A 17,781-nucleotide genomic window follows, 5' to 3' on the forward strand; every position below is an offset into this window, starting at 1 on the left:
ACAGGAGAAATATGATGCTGCGTCAGGCCGTCGTCGTCGCCTTGCTTCTTGGTCTGCCAGCCGCGGCGTCGGCGCAGGCCGCCAGCGCCGGCGAGACCGGGCGAACGCCGCAGCGCGTGCGCAGCATCACGCTACAGCCGAACGAGGCCTGTCCCAAGCCCGAGGGCGACGAGATCGTCGTGTGCAGCCGCATCAATCCGCAGGAACAATATCGCATTCCCAAGGAGTTGCGGAACACCGCCGAGCCGGCGGCGAAGAACCAGGCGTGGAACAACCGCGTCGCGGTGGCGGACCGCACCGGGCGTACCGCCGCGGGCCTGCCGGACAGCTGCTCCCCGGTCGGGACCGGCGGGCAGACGGGCTGTTCGATGATGTGGAACCAGGCGTTCGCGGCCGAAAAGCGCGCGGCGGAGAAGAATGATTCGATGATCCCGGGTGGGCGCGAGCCGTAAGGCCGGGCGGGAGGTTTTTATCGCCGAGGTTTGCCGGTCCGGCGTGACGGAAGGTGTCTCCTCGAAACGCCGTGCCCGCTATTGCCCGAAGCGCGGATCGCCGGCGCGGGCGATGGCTTCGCGGGCAGCGGCGAGGAGCGCGCCGGACTTGGCCTCGCACTCGCGCTGTTCGTAGGCGGGATCGCTGTCGGCGACGATGCCGGCGCCGGCCTGAACGTGGATGGTGCCGTCCTTGACCACCGCGGTACGCAGCACGATGCACGAATCCATCGACCCGTCGGGGGAGAAATAGCCGACGCCGCCGGCATAGGCTCCGCGCTTCTCCGCCTCCAGCTCGGCGATGATCTGGCACGCGCGCACCTTGGGCGCGCCGCTGACCGTGCCGGCGGGGAAGCCGGCGAACAGCGCGTCGATCGCGTCGTGGCGATCGTCCAGCCGCCCGACCACGTTCGAGACGATGTGCATGACGTGGCTATAGAATTCGACGGTGTAGCTGTCGGTGACCTGCACCGTTCCCGCCGCCGCCACCCGGCCGACGTCGTTGCGGCCGAGGTCGAGCAGCATGAGGTGTTCGGCGCGTTCCTTCGGATCGGCAAGCAGGCTGTCGCGGTTGGCGCCGTCTTCCGCCGCGGTGCGCCCGCGCGGGCGGGTGCCGGCGATCGGGCGGATCGTCACCTCGCCATCGCGGGCGCGCACCAGGATTTCCGGGCTGGACCCGGTCAGCGCGAAGCCGGGCAGGTCGAGGTGATAGAGAAACGGCGAGGGATTGATCCGGCGCAGCGCGCGATACAGCTCGAAGGCCGGCAGCGGGAAGGGCGCGGTGAAGCGCTGCGCCAGCACCACCTGAAAGATATCGCCCGCGGCGATATATTCCTTCGCCGCGGCGACCATTTCGCCATAGCGGCCCTCGGGCAGCACGGGCGTGAGCGCGATCTCGACCGGATCGGCGCGCACCGGCGCGGGCAGCGCGGCGTGCGCCAGCCGCGCCTCGACCGCGTCGAGCCGGTCATGCGCGGCGTCGAGGATCGTGGCGGGATCGCGCGCCGCATCGGGCCATACCGGCGCGACCAGGAACAGCGCGTCGGCCAGTCGGTCGAACACCAGGATGACGGTGGGCCGGACGAACATCATGTCCGGCAGCCCCAGCGCATCGGCGCCGGGTGCGGGCAGCTTTTCGACCAGCCCGATCGTCTCATACCCGAAATAGCCGACGAGGCAGGCGAGCGCGCGCGGCAGTTCGGGCGCCACCTCCATCCGGCACGCCGCGACCAGTTCGCGCAGGCTCTCCAACGTCGGCTTGCCGGTGGGGACGAAGGCGCCGCGATCGTCGAGCCAGCGCGCATTGACCTCCGCCGCGTCACCCGCGGCGCGCAGGACCAAATCGGGGGCGAGCCCGATCAGGCTGTGGCGGCCGCGCACCGCGCCGCCCTCCACCGATTCGAGCAGGAAGTCGCCGCGCCCCGGTTCGATCAGCTTGAGCGCCGCGGCCACCGGGGTTTCGGTGTCGGCGATGCGCCGCCGCCACACCAGCGCCGGTCGCCCGGCGGCGAGCGCGGTCAGCGCCGCATCATCAACCGTATCACTGGTCGGCGCTGCCACCGACAAGCTCCTTCTTCAGTTGGTCGACCGCGGTCTGGTTGCGCTTCACGCCCTGATGCTGCGCGACCGCGCGGGCGAACTGATCGGCATATTCGCGGCCGATCACCTGCCCCAGATCGGTGCGGGTGGCGGCGATCACCCCCGGCTGCTTCGCGGCGTCGCCGGGTACCACGCGGTCGAGGCGCTCGATCAGCATCCCGTTGGCCTCCGGCGATTCGACGGTGCGCGCGGTGCCCGGCTTCAGCGCGAACAGCAGCGCGAGCACGGGGTTGCCGCGCCCCTGCGCCGCCAGCTGCGCGCGGGTCGCCTCGATCGTGCGCGGCGCGGGCGCCTTCACCCCCGATTGCGCCAGCGCGGTCGCGAGCGGCGTGCCGGCGTTCACCTTCGCGACGATCGCGCGCGCGGCGGCGCGCGCGGCGGCACGGACGCGATCGGTGGTGATGTCGGCGACGACGCGCTCGCGCGCCTTGTCGAGCGGAACCGGGGTGGCGCGGACGATGCGGTCGAGCGCGACGACCGCGAAGCTGCCGTCCTGTCCGAGCGGCACGGTGGTGGGCGTGTCGCCTTCCTCCGCAGCGAAGCCGGCCGCGACAACCTGCGCCAGCGCCGGATCGGCGGGCGCCTGAGGCTGATCGGGGTTGGTGCCGTTGGCAAGCAGCGCCGGCGTCGCCTGCACGGTCAGCTTCTGGTCGGCGGCAACTTCGTTGATGTTGGCGTTGTCGCTCAGCGAATCCTCGATCTTGTCGCGGATCTTGCCGATCGCGTCGGCGGCCTTCTGCTGGCGCAGCTTGGTGACCAGTTCCTCACGCGCCTGCGCCAGCGTCTTGCCGGCGACCTGCGTCTCGCCCTCGACACGCGCGACGACGAAGCCGATCGGGCCGCGCACCGGGCCGACCACGCCATCGGCGGGCGCGGCGAACACCGCGTCGGCGATCGCGGCGGAGGTCTGCTTGGCGAGCGCGTCCCTTTCCACCTTGGCGATGGTGCGCGCCTCCAGCCCGGCGGCGCGCGCGGCCTGCGCGATCGGGGTGCCGGCCTTCACCTTGTCGGCCAGCGCCTGCGCCGCCTTCTGGTCGAGCACGGTGACGAGCGCGACGTCGCGTTGCCGCTTGGCGGCGTAGGTCGCCTTGTCGGCGGCATAGGCCTGCGCGATCTCGGCATCGGTCGGATTGGTCTGCCCGGCGACCTGCTGCGGCCCGACGATGGCGTAGCGGATCACACGGCGTTCGGGCGTGGTGTAGCGCGCGATATTCTTCTGATACCATTGCTTCACCTCGGCATCGCCGGGGGCGGCGCCGCGCGGCATCGCGGCATAGGGGATCAGCGTCACCTCCCCTGCGCGGCGTTCCAGCAGTAGCGAGGCATAGGGCAGCGCCATGTCCTGTGGCACCTGGCTGGCGCCCTGCGTCGGAACCAGCAGGAACTGCGCCATCGTCTCGCGCGCGATATCGCGCTGCACCTGCGCGTCGGTCAGCCCGCGCTGCGCGATCAGCGCCTCATAGGCGCGCTGGTCGAACTGGCCGGTGGGGCCGGCGAAGGCGGGAATCGCCTTTAGCTGGCTGCCGATCAGCGCGCGGCTGATACGCATCCCCTGATCCTGGCCGAAGGTTTCGAGCGCCAGCCCGGTGATCGCGCGGTTGAGCAGCGCCTCCACGCCGCCCTGCGCCACCAACTGCGGCATCGTCACGTCGGGCTGCTGCTGCCGGGCGAAGCGCAGTTCGTCCTGCGCGGCGCGGCGGATGTCGTCGGTGGCGACGCTCTGCCCGTCGACCGAGGCGATCGGATTGCCCAGGATCCCGCGGCCCGCCGACGCCAGACCGGTCACGTCGCCCGCGGCGAAGGCGATCGCGATGACGATCAGGATGCCGAAGGTGATGATGACACCGACCTTCGAATAGATGATCCGGCGAATGGAGCTGAGCATGGAAGCGGGGAACCGGCCCTGTAAGAGAAGCCGCACGCTTTAGGGGGCAGTGGCGGTGGCATCAAGCCGCGAGGGTGGCTAACGGGTGGCACGGCACGAAACGGGAGGATCACATGACGCGGCGCAAGCTGGTGGCGGGGAACTGGAAGATGAACGGCAGCCTGGCCGCGCTGGCCGAACTGGAGGGGATCGCCGCGGCCGCGGCGGCGCACACCGACGTCGACGTGGCGATCGCGGTGCCCGCGACGCTGATCGCCGCGGCGCACGCTAGAGTGCCCGCGCTGGCGATCGGCGCGCAGGACGTCCACCCGGCGGAAAAGGGCGCCTATACCGGCTGCATCTCCACCACGCTGGCCAAGGAAGCGGGGGCGAGCTTCTCGATCGTCGGCCATTCGGAGCGGCGCGCCGACCAGAACGAAAGCGACGTGCTGGTGAAGGCCAAGGCGGAGGCGCTGCACAAGGCCGGGATGATGGCGATCGTGTGCGTCGGCGAAACGCTGGAGCAGCGCGACGCGGGCGATGCCGAGGCGGTGGTGACCGCGCAGGTCGCCGGATCGCTGCCCGACGGCGCGGCGCCCGACTGGTGCGCGATCGCCTATGAACCGGTATGGGCGATCGGGACCGGGCGCACCCCGACGGTGGCGGACGTGGCGGCGATGCACGGCGCGATCCGCGCGACGCTGCGCGACCTGATCGGCGAGGGCGCGGACGCGATGCGGCTGCTGTACGGCGGATCGGTATCGGGCGCGAATGCGGCGGAACTGCTCCACACCGCCGACGTCGACGGCGCGCTGGTGGGCGGCGCCAGCCTGACCGCCGCGGCGTTCGTGCCGATCATCGCGGCGGCGTGACGGCTGGGGGCGTTCGACGCTCGCCTCCGTTCGCCTCAGCACGAACGGGTTATTTGCAGCCGAAGCGCCCCTTGAGCAACGCATAGGCGGCACGCAGGCCATAGGCCTCGCCGCCCTTGGGCCGTGCCGGCTTGCCCGTCGGGCGCCAGGCGAAGGTATCGAGGTGCGCCCAGGGAGTGCCGGCGGGGACGAAGCGGCGCAGGAACAGCGCCGCGGTGATCGCGCCGGCGAAGCCGCCGTCGGGGGCGTTGACCATGTCCGCCATATCGGAACGGAGCATGTCGTCATATCCGTCCCACAGCGGCAGGCGCCATAGCGGGTCGCGCACCGCCGTTGCCGCCGCGAACAGATCGGTGGCGAGCGCCTCGTCATTGACGAAGGTGGCGGGCAGGTCCGGCCCCAGCGCGACGCGCGCCGCGCCGGTCAGCGTCGCGAAATCGAGGATCAAGTCGGGCGCGGCTTCGCCCGCCTTCGTCAGCGCATCGCCCAGGATCAGCCGCCCCTCGGCATCGGTATTGGTGTTCTCCACCGTCACGCCGGCACGCGTCGCCAGCACGTCGCCGGGGCGGAAGGCGTTGCCGGAAATGGCGTTTTCTACCGCCGGGATCAGCAGGTGGAGCCGCACGCGCAGCCGCGCCTGCATCACCAGCGCGGCGAGCGCGAGCGCGTGAGCGGCGCCGCCCATGTCCTTCTTCATCAGCCGCATGCCCGCCGACGGTTTGATATCCAGCCCGCCCGAATCGAAGCACACGCCCTTGCCGACGATCGCGATGCGCGGATGCGCGGGATCGCCCCACTCGACCTCGATCAGGCGCGGCGCGCGGTCCTTCGCCGCGGCCTGTCCGACCGCGTGGATCATCGGATAGCCGGTGGCGAGCGCGTCGCCGCGCGTGACCGTGACGGTGGCGCCATGCGCGGCGGCGAGCGTATCGGCCTCCGCCTCCAGCTCCGCCGGTCCCATGTCGCTGGCGCCGGTATCGACCAGGTCGCGGACGCGCGCGGTGGCGGCGGCGATGCGCACCGTCTCGTCGATCGCGGCGACCTCCGGGGTGAGCAGGATGCGCGCGCCGACAGGGTCGGGCTTGCGATACCGTGCGAAGCGGTGCTGCGCGAGCAGCCAGCCGAGGCCCGCGGCCCCGACCGCGCCATTGTCCGCGCCGTCGCCCGCCAGCCGGTACGTCCCCTCCGGCAGGCCGTCGCCCAGCGAGGCGATCCGCCACGGCGAATCGAGTGCTTCGTCGCAGAGCAGCAGCATCGACCAGTCATCGGGTGACTCCCCCGGCAGGATCGCGCGGTTGCCCGCCTTTCCCGTCACGCGCGCCGCGACGACGGCGGTGCGCACGCGCGCGGGCTGCGTGGCGAGCCAGCCGTCATATTCCTCCGGCCGGACGACGTGGATGGTGCGGGCGGGCTGGCCGCGATCGGGCTGGAGCAAGGCGGCAAAGTCGGTCATCGCGGGACCAAAGCAGGACTTTAGGCGCCGCGCAACGGATGGTTCCCTTGCGCGCCCGGCCATCCTACATCGCGGCGCATGACCACGCATTCGACTCGCATGTTGATCCTCGGTTCCGGCCCGGCCGGGCTGTCCGCTGCCATTTACGGCGCGCGTGCCGGGATGAACCCGATCGTCGTCCAGGGCATCCAGCCCGGCGGCCAGCTGACCACCACCACCGATGTGGAGAACTATCCCGGCTTCGCCGACGTGATCCAGGGCCCGTGGCTGATGGAGCAGATGCAGAAGCAGGCCGAGCATGTCGGCACGCGGCTGATGTGGGACACGATCGTCGACGTCGACCTGACCAGCCGCCCGTTCCGGCTGACCGGCGACGGCGGCGACGTCTACGAGGGCGAGGTGCTGGTGATCGCCACCGGCGCGCAGGCCAAGTGGCTGGGCCTGGACAGCGAGGATGCGATGAAGGGCAAGGGCGTCAGCGCGTGCGCGACGTGCGACGGCTTCTTCTATCGCGGCAAGAAGGTGGCGGTGATCGGCGGCGGCAACACCGCGGTGGAGGAGGCATTGTACCTCACCAACCATTCCGACGACGTCACGCTGATCCACCGCCGCGACAGCCTGCGCGCCGAGCGCATCCTGCAGGAGCGGCTGTTCGCGCATCCGAGCATCACCGTATTGTGGAACAAGGAAGTGCGCGAGTTCGTGGACGGCGGCGGCAATGCCGGGCTGGTGGCGCTGGAGCTGGAGGACACGGTCACCGGCGAGCGGTCGCGGCTGGACGTCGAGGGCGGGTTCGTCGCGATCGGGCACCACCCGGCGACCGAGTTGCTGCGCGGGCATCTGGAGCTGGACGCCGACGGCTATGTCGCGGTGCAGCCGGGATCGACGCGCACCAGCGTGGCGGGCGTGTTCGCGTGCGGCGACGTGATGGACAAGACCTATCGCCAGGCGGTGACCGCGGCGGGGACCGGGTGCATGGCGGCGCTGGACGCCGAACGGTTCCTGGCGGCGGCGGAGTTCGAGGCGGTCAGGGAAGCGGCGGAATAGCCAGCGCGCGCGCGACCGCCTGCGCCAGCGCCTCCGCATCGGTGGCCCGCGCGAAACTGTGCGAGGCGCTGTCGATCGTGACGGTGCGGGTCGCAAGGCCATGCGCCGCGTGCGCATAGGCGATCGCGGTCGCATCCCCGGCGGCAAGGATGACGGTAGCGTCGTCGCCCCACGCGCCGATCGCGGCAAGGATGCGCGCGGCGGGTTCGGGCCGGGGTGACCCACGGGCGAGTTTGCGCATCCCCGCGGCCAGCCGCCGCACGTCCACCCCGCCAGTGACGAGCCGCCGCCATTGCGCCGGATCGCGCAGCCGCGCGCGGTAGCGGGCGCGGATCGCAGCGGCGGGGGGCAGCGCGTCGGCTTCGGCGCCGGTCCAGGGATTGGTGAGGATCACCGCATCCAGCCCCGCCGCGCGCCCCTCGAGCGCGAGCAGCGCGGCGGCATCGCAATTGCCGAGCGCGACGAGGCGGCGCAGCTGCGGCTGGCCGGCGCGAAAGGCGGTGACCGCGGCGCGCAGATCGGGTCCGGCGGCGGCGAAGCCGGGGTCGGTGCCGCTCGAGTCGCCGATGCCGCGCCGGTCGTAGCGGAACACCGGCACCCCGGCGCGCGCCAGCCGCGCGGCGAGCAGCGCCATGCCGCGATGCGCGCCGATGCGAACCGCGCTACCGCCCGACACGATCAGCAGCCCGGTGCCGCCGGGTGCCGCATCGAGCGTGCCGCCGAGCCATTCGCCCGCGCAGGGGAAGACGGTCAGCCGGCGATCCATGCCGCGATATCCTGTGCCAGCGCATCGGCCAGCGCGGGGGCGGCGACCGGCTCGGCCGCGCGCCAGGGCGGGGCGCCGGGAAGGTGGTTGTCGGCAAGGCGCGGATCGCCCGCCAGCCGCACCACGCGGGTCCGCGCGCCATCGGGGAGGGGGGCGTGGGCCAGATCGTCGATCATCGCGTCGGCGATGATGTTCCCGGCGTAATCATCGCCCGCGCCGGCGATCCGCAGGCGGCGCAGCTCGCGCACCTGTTCCTCACCCGTCAGCGGGGAGAGATACCAGCAGGATGCCGGGTCGATCGCCGTCGCGGCCAGCGCCGCGCCGCGCAGCGCCACCAGATGCACGGGGCCGGCAAGCGTCGTCGCGGCGGCGGCCACCGCGTCGCGCCACATCGACAGCCGCGCCTGGCGGGTGGGCAGCAGGCTGTCGCCCTGGCCGGGCAGGTCGGGGATCGCGCCGGCGATGCCGCGATCGGCGAGCCGCCGCAGCATCGCGACCAGCAGCGTGCGGCTGCGGTTCGCTTCCTCGAACAGCGCGGGCAGCGCGAGGATCGTCGGGCCGTGATCGGGGCCGAGGCGCAGCATCGCCTCCCGCCCCGACGGCGGATCGTAGCAGGTGTAGCGCGCCGTCGTCAGACGAGCGCGCGTTCGGCGGCGAAGCGGGTCAGCGCGCCGAACGTTTCCAGCATCTCGCCATCGACCTCGTCATCCTCGATCACGATGCCCAGCCGGTCCTCCAGCTCGGTCAGCACGCCGGCGACCGCCATCGAATCCAGCTCTGGCAGCGTGCCGAACAGTTCGGTGTCGGCGGAAAAGCCATCGACCTGCGCCTGCGGCAGCGACAGGACGTCGCGCAGGACGTCGCGTACCGTGGCCTCGACCGCGTTCATTCCTTCGGGAACCACGCACCCTCCCTTTTTCGTCATGCCGCATGTGCGAAGCGGCCCGTTCGCGCCCGCGTTAGGACGGGGGGATGAAATGCGCAACGGCTTGGGGCTATGGAGCGGGGATGGTGCCGCCCGACCCCGTCCCGAAACCGATCGATCATGTCCTGCGCGGCGATCCCGATGCGCCCGCGCTGATCGGACGCGACGCGGTGCTGACCTTCGCGGCGGTGGAGGCGGCGGTCGCGCGGCTGGCGGGGTGGCTGGCGGCGATGGACCTGCCGGCGGGCGCGCGGGTGGCGACGTGGCTGCCCAAGACGCAGGCGGCGTGCCTGATGCCGCTGGCGGCGGCGCGTGCGGGGCTGGTGCATGTGCCGGTCAATCCGGTGCTGAAGCGCGCGCAGGTGGCGCATATCCTGGCCGACAGCGGTGCACGCCTGCTGCTGACGCAGGAAGCGCGCGCGGCAACGCTGGAGGACGGCGACGTCGCGGGCGACGTGACGGTCGCTACCGCGACGGGGAGCGGCGACGCGCTGCCGCGTTCGGCGGCCGATCCGGCGGGGCTGGCGGCGATCCTCTATACATCCGGCTCGACCGGGCGGCCCAAGGGAGTGATGCTGAGCCATGCGAACCTGTGGCTGGGGGCGGTCAGCGTGGCGCATTATCTGGCGATCGCGCCCGACGACCGGGTGTTGGCGGTGCTGCCGCTGGGGTTCGATTACGGGCAGAACCAGTTGTTTTCCAGCTGGATGGCGGGCGCATCCGTGGCGCCGCTCGATTATCTGACCGCGCGCGACGCGGTGAAGGCGGTCGAGCGGGTGGCGGCGACGACGCTGGCGGGGGTGCCGCCGCTGTGGACGCAGCTGTTGGAGGCGGAATGGCCGGCGGAGACCGCCGCGCGGCTGCGGCGGCTGACCAATTCGGGCGGCGCGCTGACCCCGGCGATGGTGCGAGCGTTGCGCGCGCGCTTCCCGGCGGCGCGGTTGTTCGCGATGTACGGCCTGACCGAGGCGTTCCGGTCGACCTATCTGCCGCCGGAGATGATCGACGCGCGCCCGGATTCGATCGGCCGGGCGATCCCGTTCGCGGAGGTAATGGTGGTGCGCCCCGACGGCAGCGCGGCGGCGGCGGGCGAGCCGGGCGAGCTGGTGCACGCCGGGCCGCTGGTGGCGCAGGGTTACTGGCGCGATGCGGAGCGGACCGCGCAGCGTTTCCGCGCGGCGCCGGCGTTCTCGCGCTACGGCGGGACGGCGGTGTGGTCGGGCGATACGGTCGTCGCGGACGCGGAGGGGCTGCTGAGGTTCGTCGGCCGAGACGACGAGATGATCAAGACCGCCGGCCATCGCGTCAGCCCGCAGGAGGTGGAGGAAGCCGTCACCGCGGGCGCCGAAACGCGCGAGGCGGTAGCGATCGGCGTGGCGGATGCGCGGCTGGGACAGGCGATCGTGGTAGTGGCGCGCGGTAGCGGCGCGGAGGAACCGGCGTTGCGCGCGCGGTTGAAGCGCGAATTGCCGACGTACATGCAGCCCGCGCGCATCGCGTGGCGCGATATTCTGCCACACAATGCCAACGGCAAGCTGGACCGCGCGGCGATCGCGGCGATCGCACGCGAGGATGGCGGCGCATGAAACCGATGGGGCCGATCCCGCCCGAATTCGCGGCGCAGGCGGGGATGCTGACGATCGCGGGAACGCGCGCCGACGACTGGCTGGCGGCGCATGGATCGCCGCTGTTCGTGTACGACCCGGCGATCGTCGCGGCGCGGGTGGCGCGGTTCCGCGCGGCGATGCCCGCCGCGGTGGATCTGCATTATGCGGTGAAGGCCAATCCGTTTCCGCCGATGATCGCGGCGGTCGCGCCGCTGGTCGACGGGCTGGACGTTGCCTCCGCCGGGGAACTGGCCAAGGCGCTGGCGGTGAAGCCGGCGGCGGCGATCAGCTTCGCCGGGCCGGGCAAGCGCGATGCCGAACTGGCCGCGGCGATCACGGCGGGCGCGACGCTGAACGTCGAATCGGAGGGCGAGGCGCGCCGCGCGATCGCGATCGGCGAGCAGGCGGGCATCGCGCCGCGGCTGGCGGTGCGGGTCAACCCCGACCTGGAACTGCGCGGATCGGGGATGAAGATGGGCGGGCGCGCATCGCCCTTCGGCGTCGATGCCGAGCGGGTGCCCGCGCTGGTGAAGGCGATCGTCGCGGGCGGCGCGGACTGGCGCGGTTTCCACATCTTCGCCGGATCGCAGGCGCTGGACGCCGGGGCGCTGGCGGAGACGCAGGCGGCGACGTTGGCGCTGGCGGCGCGGCTGGCGGAGGACAGCGGACACGCGCCGCCGCTGGTCAATCTGGGCGGCGGGTTCGGCGTGCCGTATTTTTCCGGTGACACGGCGGTGGACGTCGAGCGGATCGGCGCCGCGCTGGCCGAGCGGCTGGCAGTGCGCGCTGACGTGTTGGCGGGCAGCGCCTTCGCGATCGAGCTGGGGCGATGGCTGGTCGCGGAGGCGGGCGTGTACCTGACGCGCGTCGTCGACCGGAAGGAGAGCCGCGGGGAGACCTTCCTGGTGGTCGACGGCGGACTGCACCACCAGCTAGCGGCGAGCGGGAATTTCGGGACGGTGGTGCGCCGCAACTATCCGCTGGCGGTCGCCGGGCGGATGGGCGCCGATGCGGCCGAGGAAGTGTCGGTCGTGGGATGCCTGTGCACGCCGCTGGACCGGCTGGGCGACAAGGTGATGCTGCCGCGCGCTCAGGAGGGCGAGCCGATCGCGGTGTTCCTGGCGGGGGCGTACGGGCTGTCGGCCAGCCCGGCGGGGTTCCTGGGGCACCCCGCGCCGGCGGAGGTGGTGGCGGGTCAGGGTCGCACGCCTCCGCCTGAACCGCGCTAGCGCACCGTGGTTGCGGCGGCGTCGATCTGTGGTCCCCATGGGTCACGGCCCGCGCGGGCGGTGGCGGCGGGGGTGAAGTCCATCAGCTGGTCGGTGGCGGCGGCGTAGCGGGGCCAGGCGGGAAGGCCGGGGCCGTTAGGGTCGCCGCGCTTGGCGAAATTGACCAGATAGGCGCTGATCGTGCGGCCCATCGCCTGGTCGCGCGCGGTGGTGGCGGCGCCATATTTGATCGCCTGATTATCGAAGAAGAACGGGATGTCGGTGGCGTGATAGGCGCCGGGCGCCCTCACCGATTCCGGCACATAGGAGAAGCGGTACGCCCATACCGGCGCCCCCGCGCGCGATATCGTGGCGGCGGCGCTGCGGGCGCCCGCGATCATCGGGCCGGTTACGCCGCCGATATCGGCGCTGGTCGCGCCGATCAGCATCGGCACGCGGACGAAGCGGCCGGCGGCATAAGCGGCGCCGCTGTCGACCACCACCTTTCCGTCCGGGAACGGGCGCGTGATGGTCGGGCGGGGGGTGAGCGCGGCGGCGAGCGTGGCGAGGTTCAGCCCGTCGACGATCCGGTCGGCGGGCAGCGCGCGCAGCCGCGCGAGCGCATCGGGGGCGGCGGGGTCGATCCCCTTGCCGCGCGCGAAGTCCGCGCCCATCGCCTCCACATCGGACAGGCGCACGGGCATCGCCTGCGCGTCGCCGCCCGACATCACCACCGCCTTGTGAAACAGTCCGCGCGCCAGCGGGGCGGTGACGAGCGTGTGGACCGACATGCCGCCCGCGCTTTCGCCGACGATCGTGACATTGCCCGGATCGCCGCCGAACGCCGCGGCGTTGCGCCGCACCCAGCGCAGCGCCGCAATCTGGTCCATGGTCAGATAATTGGCGATGAGGCCGTGATCGGCATCGGCGCGCGTCAACTGCGGCAGCGCGAAGGTGCCGAGGCGCCCCAGCCGATAGTTGAAGCTGACCACCATCACCCCCTGCCGCGCGAGGTTCGCGCCGGCATAGGTCGGCGGGGAGGTACCGCCGTTGACGAACCCGCCGCCGTATATCCACACGATCACCGGCAGCCGCCGTGCGCCCGCACCGGCGGGTTTCCAGACATTGGCGTAGAAACAGTCCTCCGCCGGGGTGGTGCCGAGCGGCGCGGCATCGCTGGGGAAGGGCACCTGCGCGCAATCGGGGCCATAGGCGCGTGCGTTGCGCACCCCGCGCCACGCGGCGGCGGGTTGCGGGGCGCGCCAGCGCAGCGCGCCGGTAGCGGGGGCGGCGAAGGGAATGCCCTTCCAGCTGGCGATGCCGTCGGCGATCGCGCCGCGTACCTGCCCGCGATCGGTGGCGACGACCGCGGCGTCGCGCGCATGCGCGGGCGCGGCAAGCGCGGCGAGCAGCAGCAACGAACCGTATTTCAGCGTCATCGCGCCACTCCCTCATCACCGACAGGCGAGACGTTGTGGCGCGATCGGGGGCGGGAGGCCAGCCCCCACGGCGGCGGCGAGGTGGGCGGGGTGCTTACCCGAAACGGCGGGGCCGGTCTTTCGATCGGAAGCCCCGCCGTCGCCGGCTTCAGGCGGCGTCGACCATCACGATCTCGGCATCCTCGATCGCGGTGACGGTCAGCGTGTCGACGTCGCTGATCGCGGCGCCGTCACGGGTGCCGACACGCACCCCGTCGATATCGACCGAACCCGTGGCGGGGACCAGATACGCCTTGCGATCGCGGCCGAGCGGATAGCTGGCGGTTTCGCCGGCGCGGATCGTCGCGCCCAGCACGCGCGCGTCGGTGCGGATCGGCAACGCATCGCGATCGTCGTCATAACCGCTGGCAAGCGTCACAAACTGGCCCGAGCGATCGCCCTTCGGAAACGGCTTGGCGCCCCATTGCGGCGCGTCGCCGGTGCGGGTGGGGACGATCCAGATCTGGAAGATGCGGGTCGTCACATCCTCCATATTATATTCCGAATGGCGGATCCCGGTGCCCGCGCTCATCACCTGCACATCGCCCGCCTCGGTCCGGCCGGAATTGCCCAGGCTGTCCTGATGCGTGATCGCGCCTTCGCGGACATAGGTGATGATTTCCATGTCGTTGTGCGGATGCGGGGGAAAGCCGGTCCTGGGCGCGATCGTATCGTCGTTCCACACGCGCAGATTGCCCCAATGGACGCGCGCGGGATCGTGATAGCCGGCGAAGGAGAAATGATGCTTCGCGTCCAGCCAGCCATGGTTGGCACCGCCAAGCGTGTCGAAAGGACGAAGGTCGATCATGGAGTGTCTCCGCTGTCCGGCGATGGCGCCGGATCACGCAGAGCCATGTAGGTGGTACGCGATCGTTTCGTCAGAGGGCAGTTGGCAAACGGATCGTTGCCGTTTTTGCTATGATCGCGCGATCAGCGGCGCGGTTGCCGCGTGGCGTGCGCGGCGCTGATGCTGTCCATCATGAGTTCGTACTGACCGTGCGAATAGCCGGCCCGCAGGAAGCGCGCGACCTCATGCGAGGGCACGGAATAGCCGTGATGCCAGCCGAGCACCGCGATGCGGCGCAGTGCCTCCAGCCGATCGTCGGCGAGCATCCGGTTGTACTGGCGGAACAGCACGCGCATCGCGGTGGTCATCCGCCCGGGCGCGCGCAGCGAGGACAGCCGGTCGTTGCGGGCGAGCGCGACGACCGACCATTCGAGCGCGCCCAGCCGGGGCGCGGGTTCGGCCGGGGAAAGCAGATCGGCGGCCGGGAGCGGGGCCGGCGCGGTGCGCGCTGCGGCGGAGGCATTGATCGGATCGAAGCAGAGATAGGCCATGCGGGTGGTTCCTGGCGATGGCCGTGCGGGCGTCCCTGCGCGATGGGCACGCGCCGGGCGGGTTCGGCCGGGGTCGACGGATAGTGAGGGGCGCGGCCGTTCGGCAGCGCGATGCGCGGCGTCAGGAAGGGCCGGTGTCCGGCGGGTTCATCGCGATCCCCTTTCGATCGGGCGGGTGCCGGGGTTGGTCCGGCCCCGTTCCATACCGCTCGGTATAAAAACCGTCCGGCAGGTCGTCAATCGCTTTTGTACCGGTCGGTAAAAAAATTCCGCGTCAGCGCCCCGGCCACAGCATCAGACTGGTGTCGACGACCTTGTCCAGATCGGCGCGCGAGGTGCCGGCGCCCGCCTGTACCGCCATCCCCTGCAACACGGTGTAAAGGAACTGCGCCAGAGCCAGCGGGTCGGCATGATCGGGCAGGTCGCCATCGCGCTGCGCGCGGCGGAACCGCTCCACCAGCGCGGCGTGCGAGGATTCGCGGCGCGCCAGCACATGGGTGCGGATCGAATCGGCGGCGTTGCTGCACGCCGCGGCGCCGATCACGCCCAGGCACCCCTTGGGATCCCCGGCGCTGGTCTGCGCCGCGACCGCGCCGCGCAGGAGATATTCGGCGACCGCGCGGGCGGTCGGCTGCTCCAGCGCGTCGCGGATATAGGCGAGCTTTTCGGTTTCGTAGAGGTCGAGCGCCTTGTGGAACAATTGTTCCTTGTTGCCGAAGGCGGCGTACAAGCTGGGCTTGGTGATGCCCATCGCGGCGGTAAGGTCCGCCATCGACGCGCCTTCATAGCCGCGGGTCCAGAATACGCCGAGCGCGGCGGCGAGCGCGGCGTCGGGGCAGAAGCCGCGCGGACGGCCTCGCGGAGAGGCGGGCGCAGAAGCGGAAGGCGCGGCGGTGGATTCCGGGGCAAGGACAGGGGCTGCGCTTTCCATAACGCCCGGTATATAATGCGGCGTGCCGATGCCGTCGAGGGGCGGGCCGTCAGGCAGCGGCGGCGTCGTCCTTCCCCAGCAGCCACGCCTCCGCACTCTCCGGGCACTGGAAATAGCCGGCGTCGCGGCTGCTGGCGGCGCGCTTGATCTGCATTCGCGACAGCGACCGACCGACCACGAACGCCAGTCGCCGCGATCGCATCGGCGAATTCGCCAGCACCTGTTCGAAGCGTTCGACCGCCTGCTGCGACTGGATGTCCATCGCGCGGATATCGACCATCGTCAGATGCTCGCCCGGTGGGCGACCCAGGTTCGCAAGCTGTTCCATGAGGTCGGCGGCGAAGCGCGTGACGTCGACCGGCTCGAAGAATCCCGCCATCCTGACGCGCATCAGGCCGTGCGCGGTGTCGGGATCGAAAGAATATTCGGCTTTCATGGTAATGGTCTAGGGGCGTCATCGTTACCGAACGGTCAATCGCGACCTACGACTTTCGGCGTAGCGCGCGCTTGCATTGGCCCGCCACACCCCCGAGGTTAAGACGCGACGATGGCCGACACGATTTCCCACCCGGCGCCGCTGGAGCGGCAGTTGTGCTTCGCGCTGTACAGCGCGTCGATGGAGATGGGGCGGGTGTACAAGCCCATGCTGGATGCGCTGGGGCTGACCTATCCGCAATATCTGGTGTTGCAGGTGCTGTGGGAGGAGGACGGGCGCACGATCGGCGCGGTGGCGGCGCGGCTGGCGCTGGAGCCGAGCACGATCACGCCGCTGGTCAAGCGGCTGGAGGCGGGGGGCGTGGTGACGCGCACGCGCGACGCGCAGGACGAGCGGCAGGTGCGGGTGCACCTGACCGGGCGCGGCCGTGCGCTGCGCGAGGAGAGCGAACCGATGGCGCGGCGCGTGTTCGCCAGCACCGGATTGACGCTGGAGGCGGTGATCGCGCTGACCGACGAGGTGCGCGCGCTGCGCCGGACGCTTGCGGGGGCGGGGGCGGGCGCAGCGGCCTGACGCGCCGACGCTATTGCGTCTGCACCTCCGCGTCGGTCATCAGATCGTCGCCGTCGAGCCAGCGGATGATCTCGCGTGCGGCGGGGTGGTCGATCGCGGCGTAGCGATCGCGCAGCTTCGCCGCGCGGGTGCCGAGGCGTTCGTGGCCGGTATCCTGCAGCGCGATCAGATCCTGTTGCAGCATGTGCGCGAACGGCTGCCCCAGCAGGCGCTCCGCCGCGGCGGCGAAGGCGGCGCCATAGGCATAGTCGGCGCCCTGATCGTAGATCATCGGCAGCGTCAGCGCGGGGATGCAGCCCAGATGCGCCTGGATTGCGGGGTTGATCGCATGGCCCGACAGATGCGCGGCATTGGCGGCGGCGCGCCCGGTGAAGGCACGCAGGTGCAGGAACCGCGACATGCGCGCGCCGTCGTTGACGGGCCAATTGTCCCACAGGCACACCGGTCGCCCCAGTTCGTCCGCGACGCGCGCGAGATGCGCGGGGCCGATCTCCTTCGGGCAGACTTCCTCGCCGGTCCAGTAGACGCGGATCGCCGGATCGAGACGGAGGCCCAGATCGCCGAGATAATCGGCCGGGCGGGGGGTGAAGACCATGTCCAGCACCGGATCGTCCGAATAATAGGTCGGGCAGGTGTAGACGCGCGTCGCGCGGGTGGCGGCGGCGCAGAAATTGACCACGTCGGCCTGTCGCGCGGCGAGATCGGGCATGTCGCCGCGCAGATCGTCGAACAGGATCGCCAGATCGTCGATGCCGATCGCGTCGAGATCGGCGATGCGCCGCGCCAGATCGGCGCGCGCGGCATCGTCGAACGGATGCGTCGAGCCATCGGGAGTCAGCGCGATGCCGAAGCGCATGCCCGCGCCGCGCACCTGCGCCGACAGACGCGCCAGCGCCCGGGTCTGCGCCGGGTCGTGGGGGACGCGCCAGTCGCGGCGCAGTGCGCGATCGCCCTTCGGCCCGTAATGGTAGAAGGAATAGCCCACGCCGGCGAGCGTGGCGACCACATGGCTGCGCTCATCGGCGGTCCACAGGCGGCCGAAGCGCCCCTCGATCATGCCAAGGTCGGGGCGGGTGGACGGGGGGGTAGCGGTCATGCGGGATGCATACCATTGGTTCGCCCGGGGGCAAGTTCGGCGATGGTATGGCGTACCAGTGTAATACCGGTTCTTTACAAATCCGTGGCGAGGCGCC

Annotated in this window: 18 protein-coding genes; 6 read left to right on the plus strand and 12 right to left on the minus strand. The window is 71.3% G+C overall.

Annotated elements, in window-relative coordinates; translation table 11 throughout:
- Positions 1-14 precede the first annotated feature (14 nt).
- The gene (locus COA17_RS04770) at positions 15-452 is read left to right on the plus strand and encodes a hypothetical protein (RefSeq protein WP_096610845.1); all 438 of its coding nucleotides are present in this window, start codon (positions 15-17) and stop codon (positions 450-452) included.
- A 78-nt stretch (positions 453-530) separates the two neighbouring features.
- Here COA17_RS04770 and trpE read toward each other — a convergent pair whose 3' ends face one another.
- Both trpE and COA17_RS04780 read right to left on the minus strand, forming a co-directional pair.
- The gene (trpE, locus tag COA17_RS04775) at positions 531-2,051 is read right to left on the minus strand and encodes an anthranilate synthase component I (protein ID WP_066491157.1); all 1,521 of its coding nucleotides are present in this window, start codon (positions 2,049-2,051) and stop codon (positions 531-533) included.
- Positions 2,032-3,975, minus strand: coding sequence for a peptidylprolyl isomerase (locus COA17_RS04780; protein ID WP_096610420.1), 1,944 nt, complete (start codon positions 3,973-3,975; stop codon positions 2,032-2,034). Before COA17_RS04780 ends, trpE begins: the two co-directional genes overlap by 20 nt.
- A 113-nt stretch (positions 3,976-4,088) precedes the next feature.
- Between COA17_RS04780 and tpiA the strand changes: the two genes are divergently transcribed.
- Complete coding sequence (gene tpiA / locus COA17_RS04785; protein ID WP_096610422.1) at positions 4,089-4,826, plus strand: triose-phosphate isomerase; 738 nt, start codon at positions 4,089-4,091, stop codon at positions 4,824-4,826.
- Positions 4,827-4,875: 49 nt separating this feature from the next.
- On the opposite strand, the gene COA17_RS04790 is transcribed toward tpiA, so the two are convergent.
- A complete protein-coding gene (locus COA17_RS04790) occupies positions 4,876-6,279 on the minus strand; it encodes a leucyl aminopeptidase family protein (RefSeq protein ID WP_096610424.1) in 1,404 nt (467 codons plus the stop codon).
- A gap of 78 nt (positions 6,280-6,357) precedes the next feature.
- On the opposite strand from COA17_RS04790, the gene trxB reads away from it, so the two are divergent.
- Positions 6,358-7,326, plus strand: a complete 969-nt coding sequence (trxB, locus tag COA17_RS04795; RefSeq protein ID WP_066491162.1) for a thioredoxin-disulfide reductase — start codon at positions 6,358-6,360, stop codon at positions 7,324-7,326.
- Here trxB and COA17_RS04800 read toward each other — a convergent pair.
- The 3 genes from COA17_RS04800 to COA17_RS04810 are packed head-to-tail and all read right to left on the minus strand — an operon-like array spanning position 7,307 to position 8,981.
- A complete protein-coding gene (locus COA17_RS04800; RefSeq protein ID WP_096610426.1) occupies positions 7,307-8,092 on the minus strand; it encodes a hydrolase 1, exosortase A system-associated in 786 nt (261 codons plus the stop codon). The genes trxB and COA17_RS04800 overlap by 20 nt on opposite strands.
- Entirely contained in the window at positions 8,077-8,676 is a 600-nt protein-coding gene (locus tag COA17_RS04805; protein ID WP_096610428.1) for an alpha/beta hydrolase family protein, read from the minus strand. The genes COA17_RS04800 and COA17_RS04805 overlap by 16 nt, the downstream gene beginning before the upstream one ends.
- 47 nt (positions 8,677-8,723) lie before the next feature.
- Positions 8,724-8,981 carry an acyl carrier protein gene (locus COA17_RS04810; protein WP_176484814.1) on the minus strand — a complete coding sequence of 86 codons (258 nt, stop codon included), beginning with the start codon at positions 8,979-8,981 and terminating at the stop codon, positions 8,724-8,726.
- 119 nt (positions 8,982-9,100) lie between these two features.
- Between COA17_RS04810 and COA17_RS04815 the strand changes: the two genes are divergently transcribed.
- Both COA17_RS04815 and COA17_RS04820 read left to right on the plus strand, forming a co-directional pair.
- Positions 9,101-10,603 carry an acyl-CoA ligase (AMP-forming), exosortase A system-associated gene (locus COA17_RS04815; RefSeq protein WP_176484795.1) on the plus strand — a complete coding sequence of 501 codons (1,503 nt, stop codon included), beginning with the start codon at positions 9,101-9,103 and terminating at the stop codon, positions 10,601-10,603.
- Positions 10,600-11,853, plus strand: coding sequence for a pyridoxal-dependent decarboxylase, exosortase A system-associated (locus COA17_RS04820; protein WP_096610430.1), 1,254 nt, complete (start codon positions 10,600-10,602; stop codon positions 11,851-11,853). Before COA17_RS04815 ends, COA17_RS04820 begins: the two co-directional genes overlap by 4 nt.
- On the opposite strand, the gene COA17_RS04825 is transcribed toward COA17_RS04820, so the two are convergent.
- The 5 genes from COA17_RS04825 to COA17_RS04845 form a co-directional block, all read right to left on the minus strand.
- The gene (locus COA17_RS04825; RefSeq protein ID WP_096610432.1) at positions 11,850-13,271 is read right to left on the minus strand and encodes a carboxylesterase/lipase family protein; all 1,422 of its coding nucleotides are present in this window, start codon (positions 13,269-13,271) and stop codon (positions 11,850-11,852) included. The two genes, COA17_RS04820 and COA17_RS04825, sit on opposite strands and share 4 nt — an antisense overlap.
- Positions 13,272-13,419: 148 nt before the next feature.
- Positions 13,420-14,118, minus strand: a complete 699-nt coding sequence (locus tag COA17_RS04830) for a pirin family protein (protein ID WP_096610434.1) — start codon at positions 14,116-14,118, stop codon at positions 13,420-13,422.
- A 122-nt stretch (positions 14,119-14,240) separates the two neighbouring features.
- Positions 14,241-14,648, minus strand: a complete 408-nt coding sequence (locus COA17_RS04835; RefSeq protein WP_066489077.1) for a hypothetical protein — start codon at positions 14,646-14,648, stop codon at positions 14,241-14,243.
- A gap of 274 nt (positions 14,649-14,922) precedes the next feature.
- Entirely contained in the window at positions 14,923-15,579 is a 657-nt protein-coding gene (locus COA17_RS04840) for a TetR/AcrR family transcriptional regulator (protein ID WP_096610436.1), read from the minus strand.
- 49 nt (positions 15,580-15,628) lie between these two features.
- Complete coding sequence (locus tag COA17_RS04845; RefSeq protein ID WP_066489081.1) at positions 15,629-16,015, minus strand: hypothetical protein; 387 nt, start codon at positions 16,013-16,015, stop codon at positions 15,629-15,631.
- A gap of 111 nt (positions 16,016-16,126) precedes the next feature.
- On the opposite strand from COA17_RS04845, the gene COA17_RS04850 reads away from it, so the two are divergent.
- Positions 16,127-16,588 (plus strand): MarR family winged helix-turn-helix transcriptional regulator, encoded by a 462-nt coding sequence (locus COA17_RS04850; protein ID WP_066489084.1) that lies wholly within the window; start codon positions 16,127-16,129, stop codon positions 16,586-16,588.
- 10 nt (positions 16,589-16,598) lie between these two features.
- Here the strand turns inward: COA17_RS04850 and COA17_RS04855 are convergent, their stop codons facing one another.
- A complete protein-coding gene (locus tag COA17_RS04855; protein ID WP_096610438.1) occupies positions 16,599-17,684 on the minus strand; it encodes a beta-N-acetylglucosaminidase domain-containing protein in 1,086 nt (361 codons plus the stop codon).
- Positions 17,685-17,781 lie beyond the last annotated feature (97 nt).

The sequence above is a fragment of the Sphingomonas ginsenosidimutans genome (genome assembly GCF_002374835.1).
Lineage (GTDB): Bacteria > Pseudomonadota > Alphaproteobacteria > Sphingomonadales > Sphingomonadaceae > Sphingomonas > Sphingomonas ginsenosidimutans.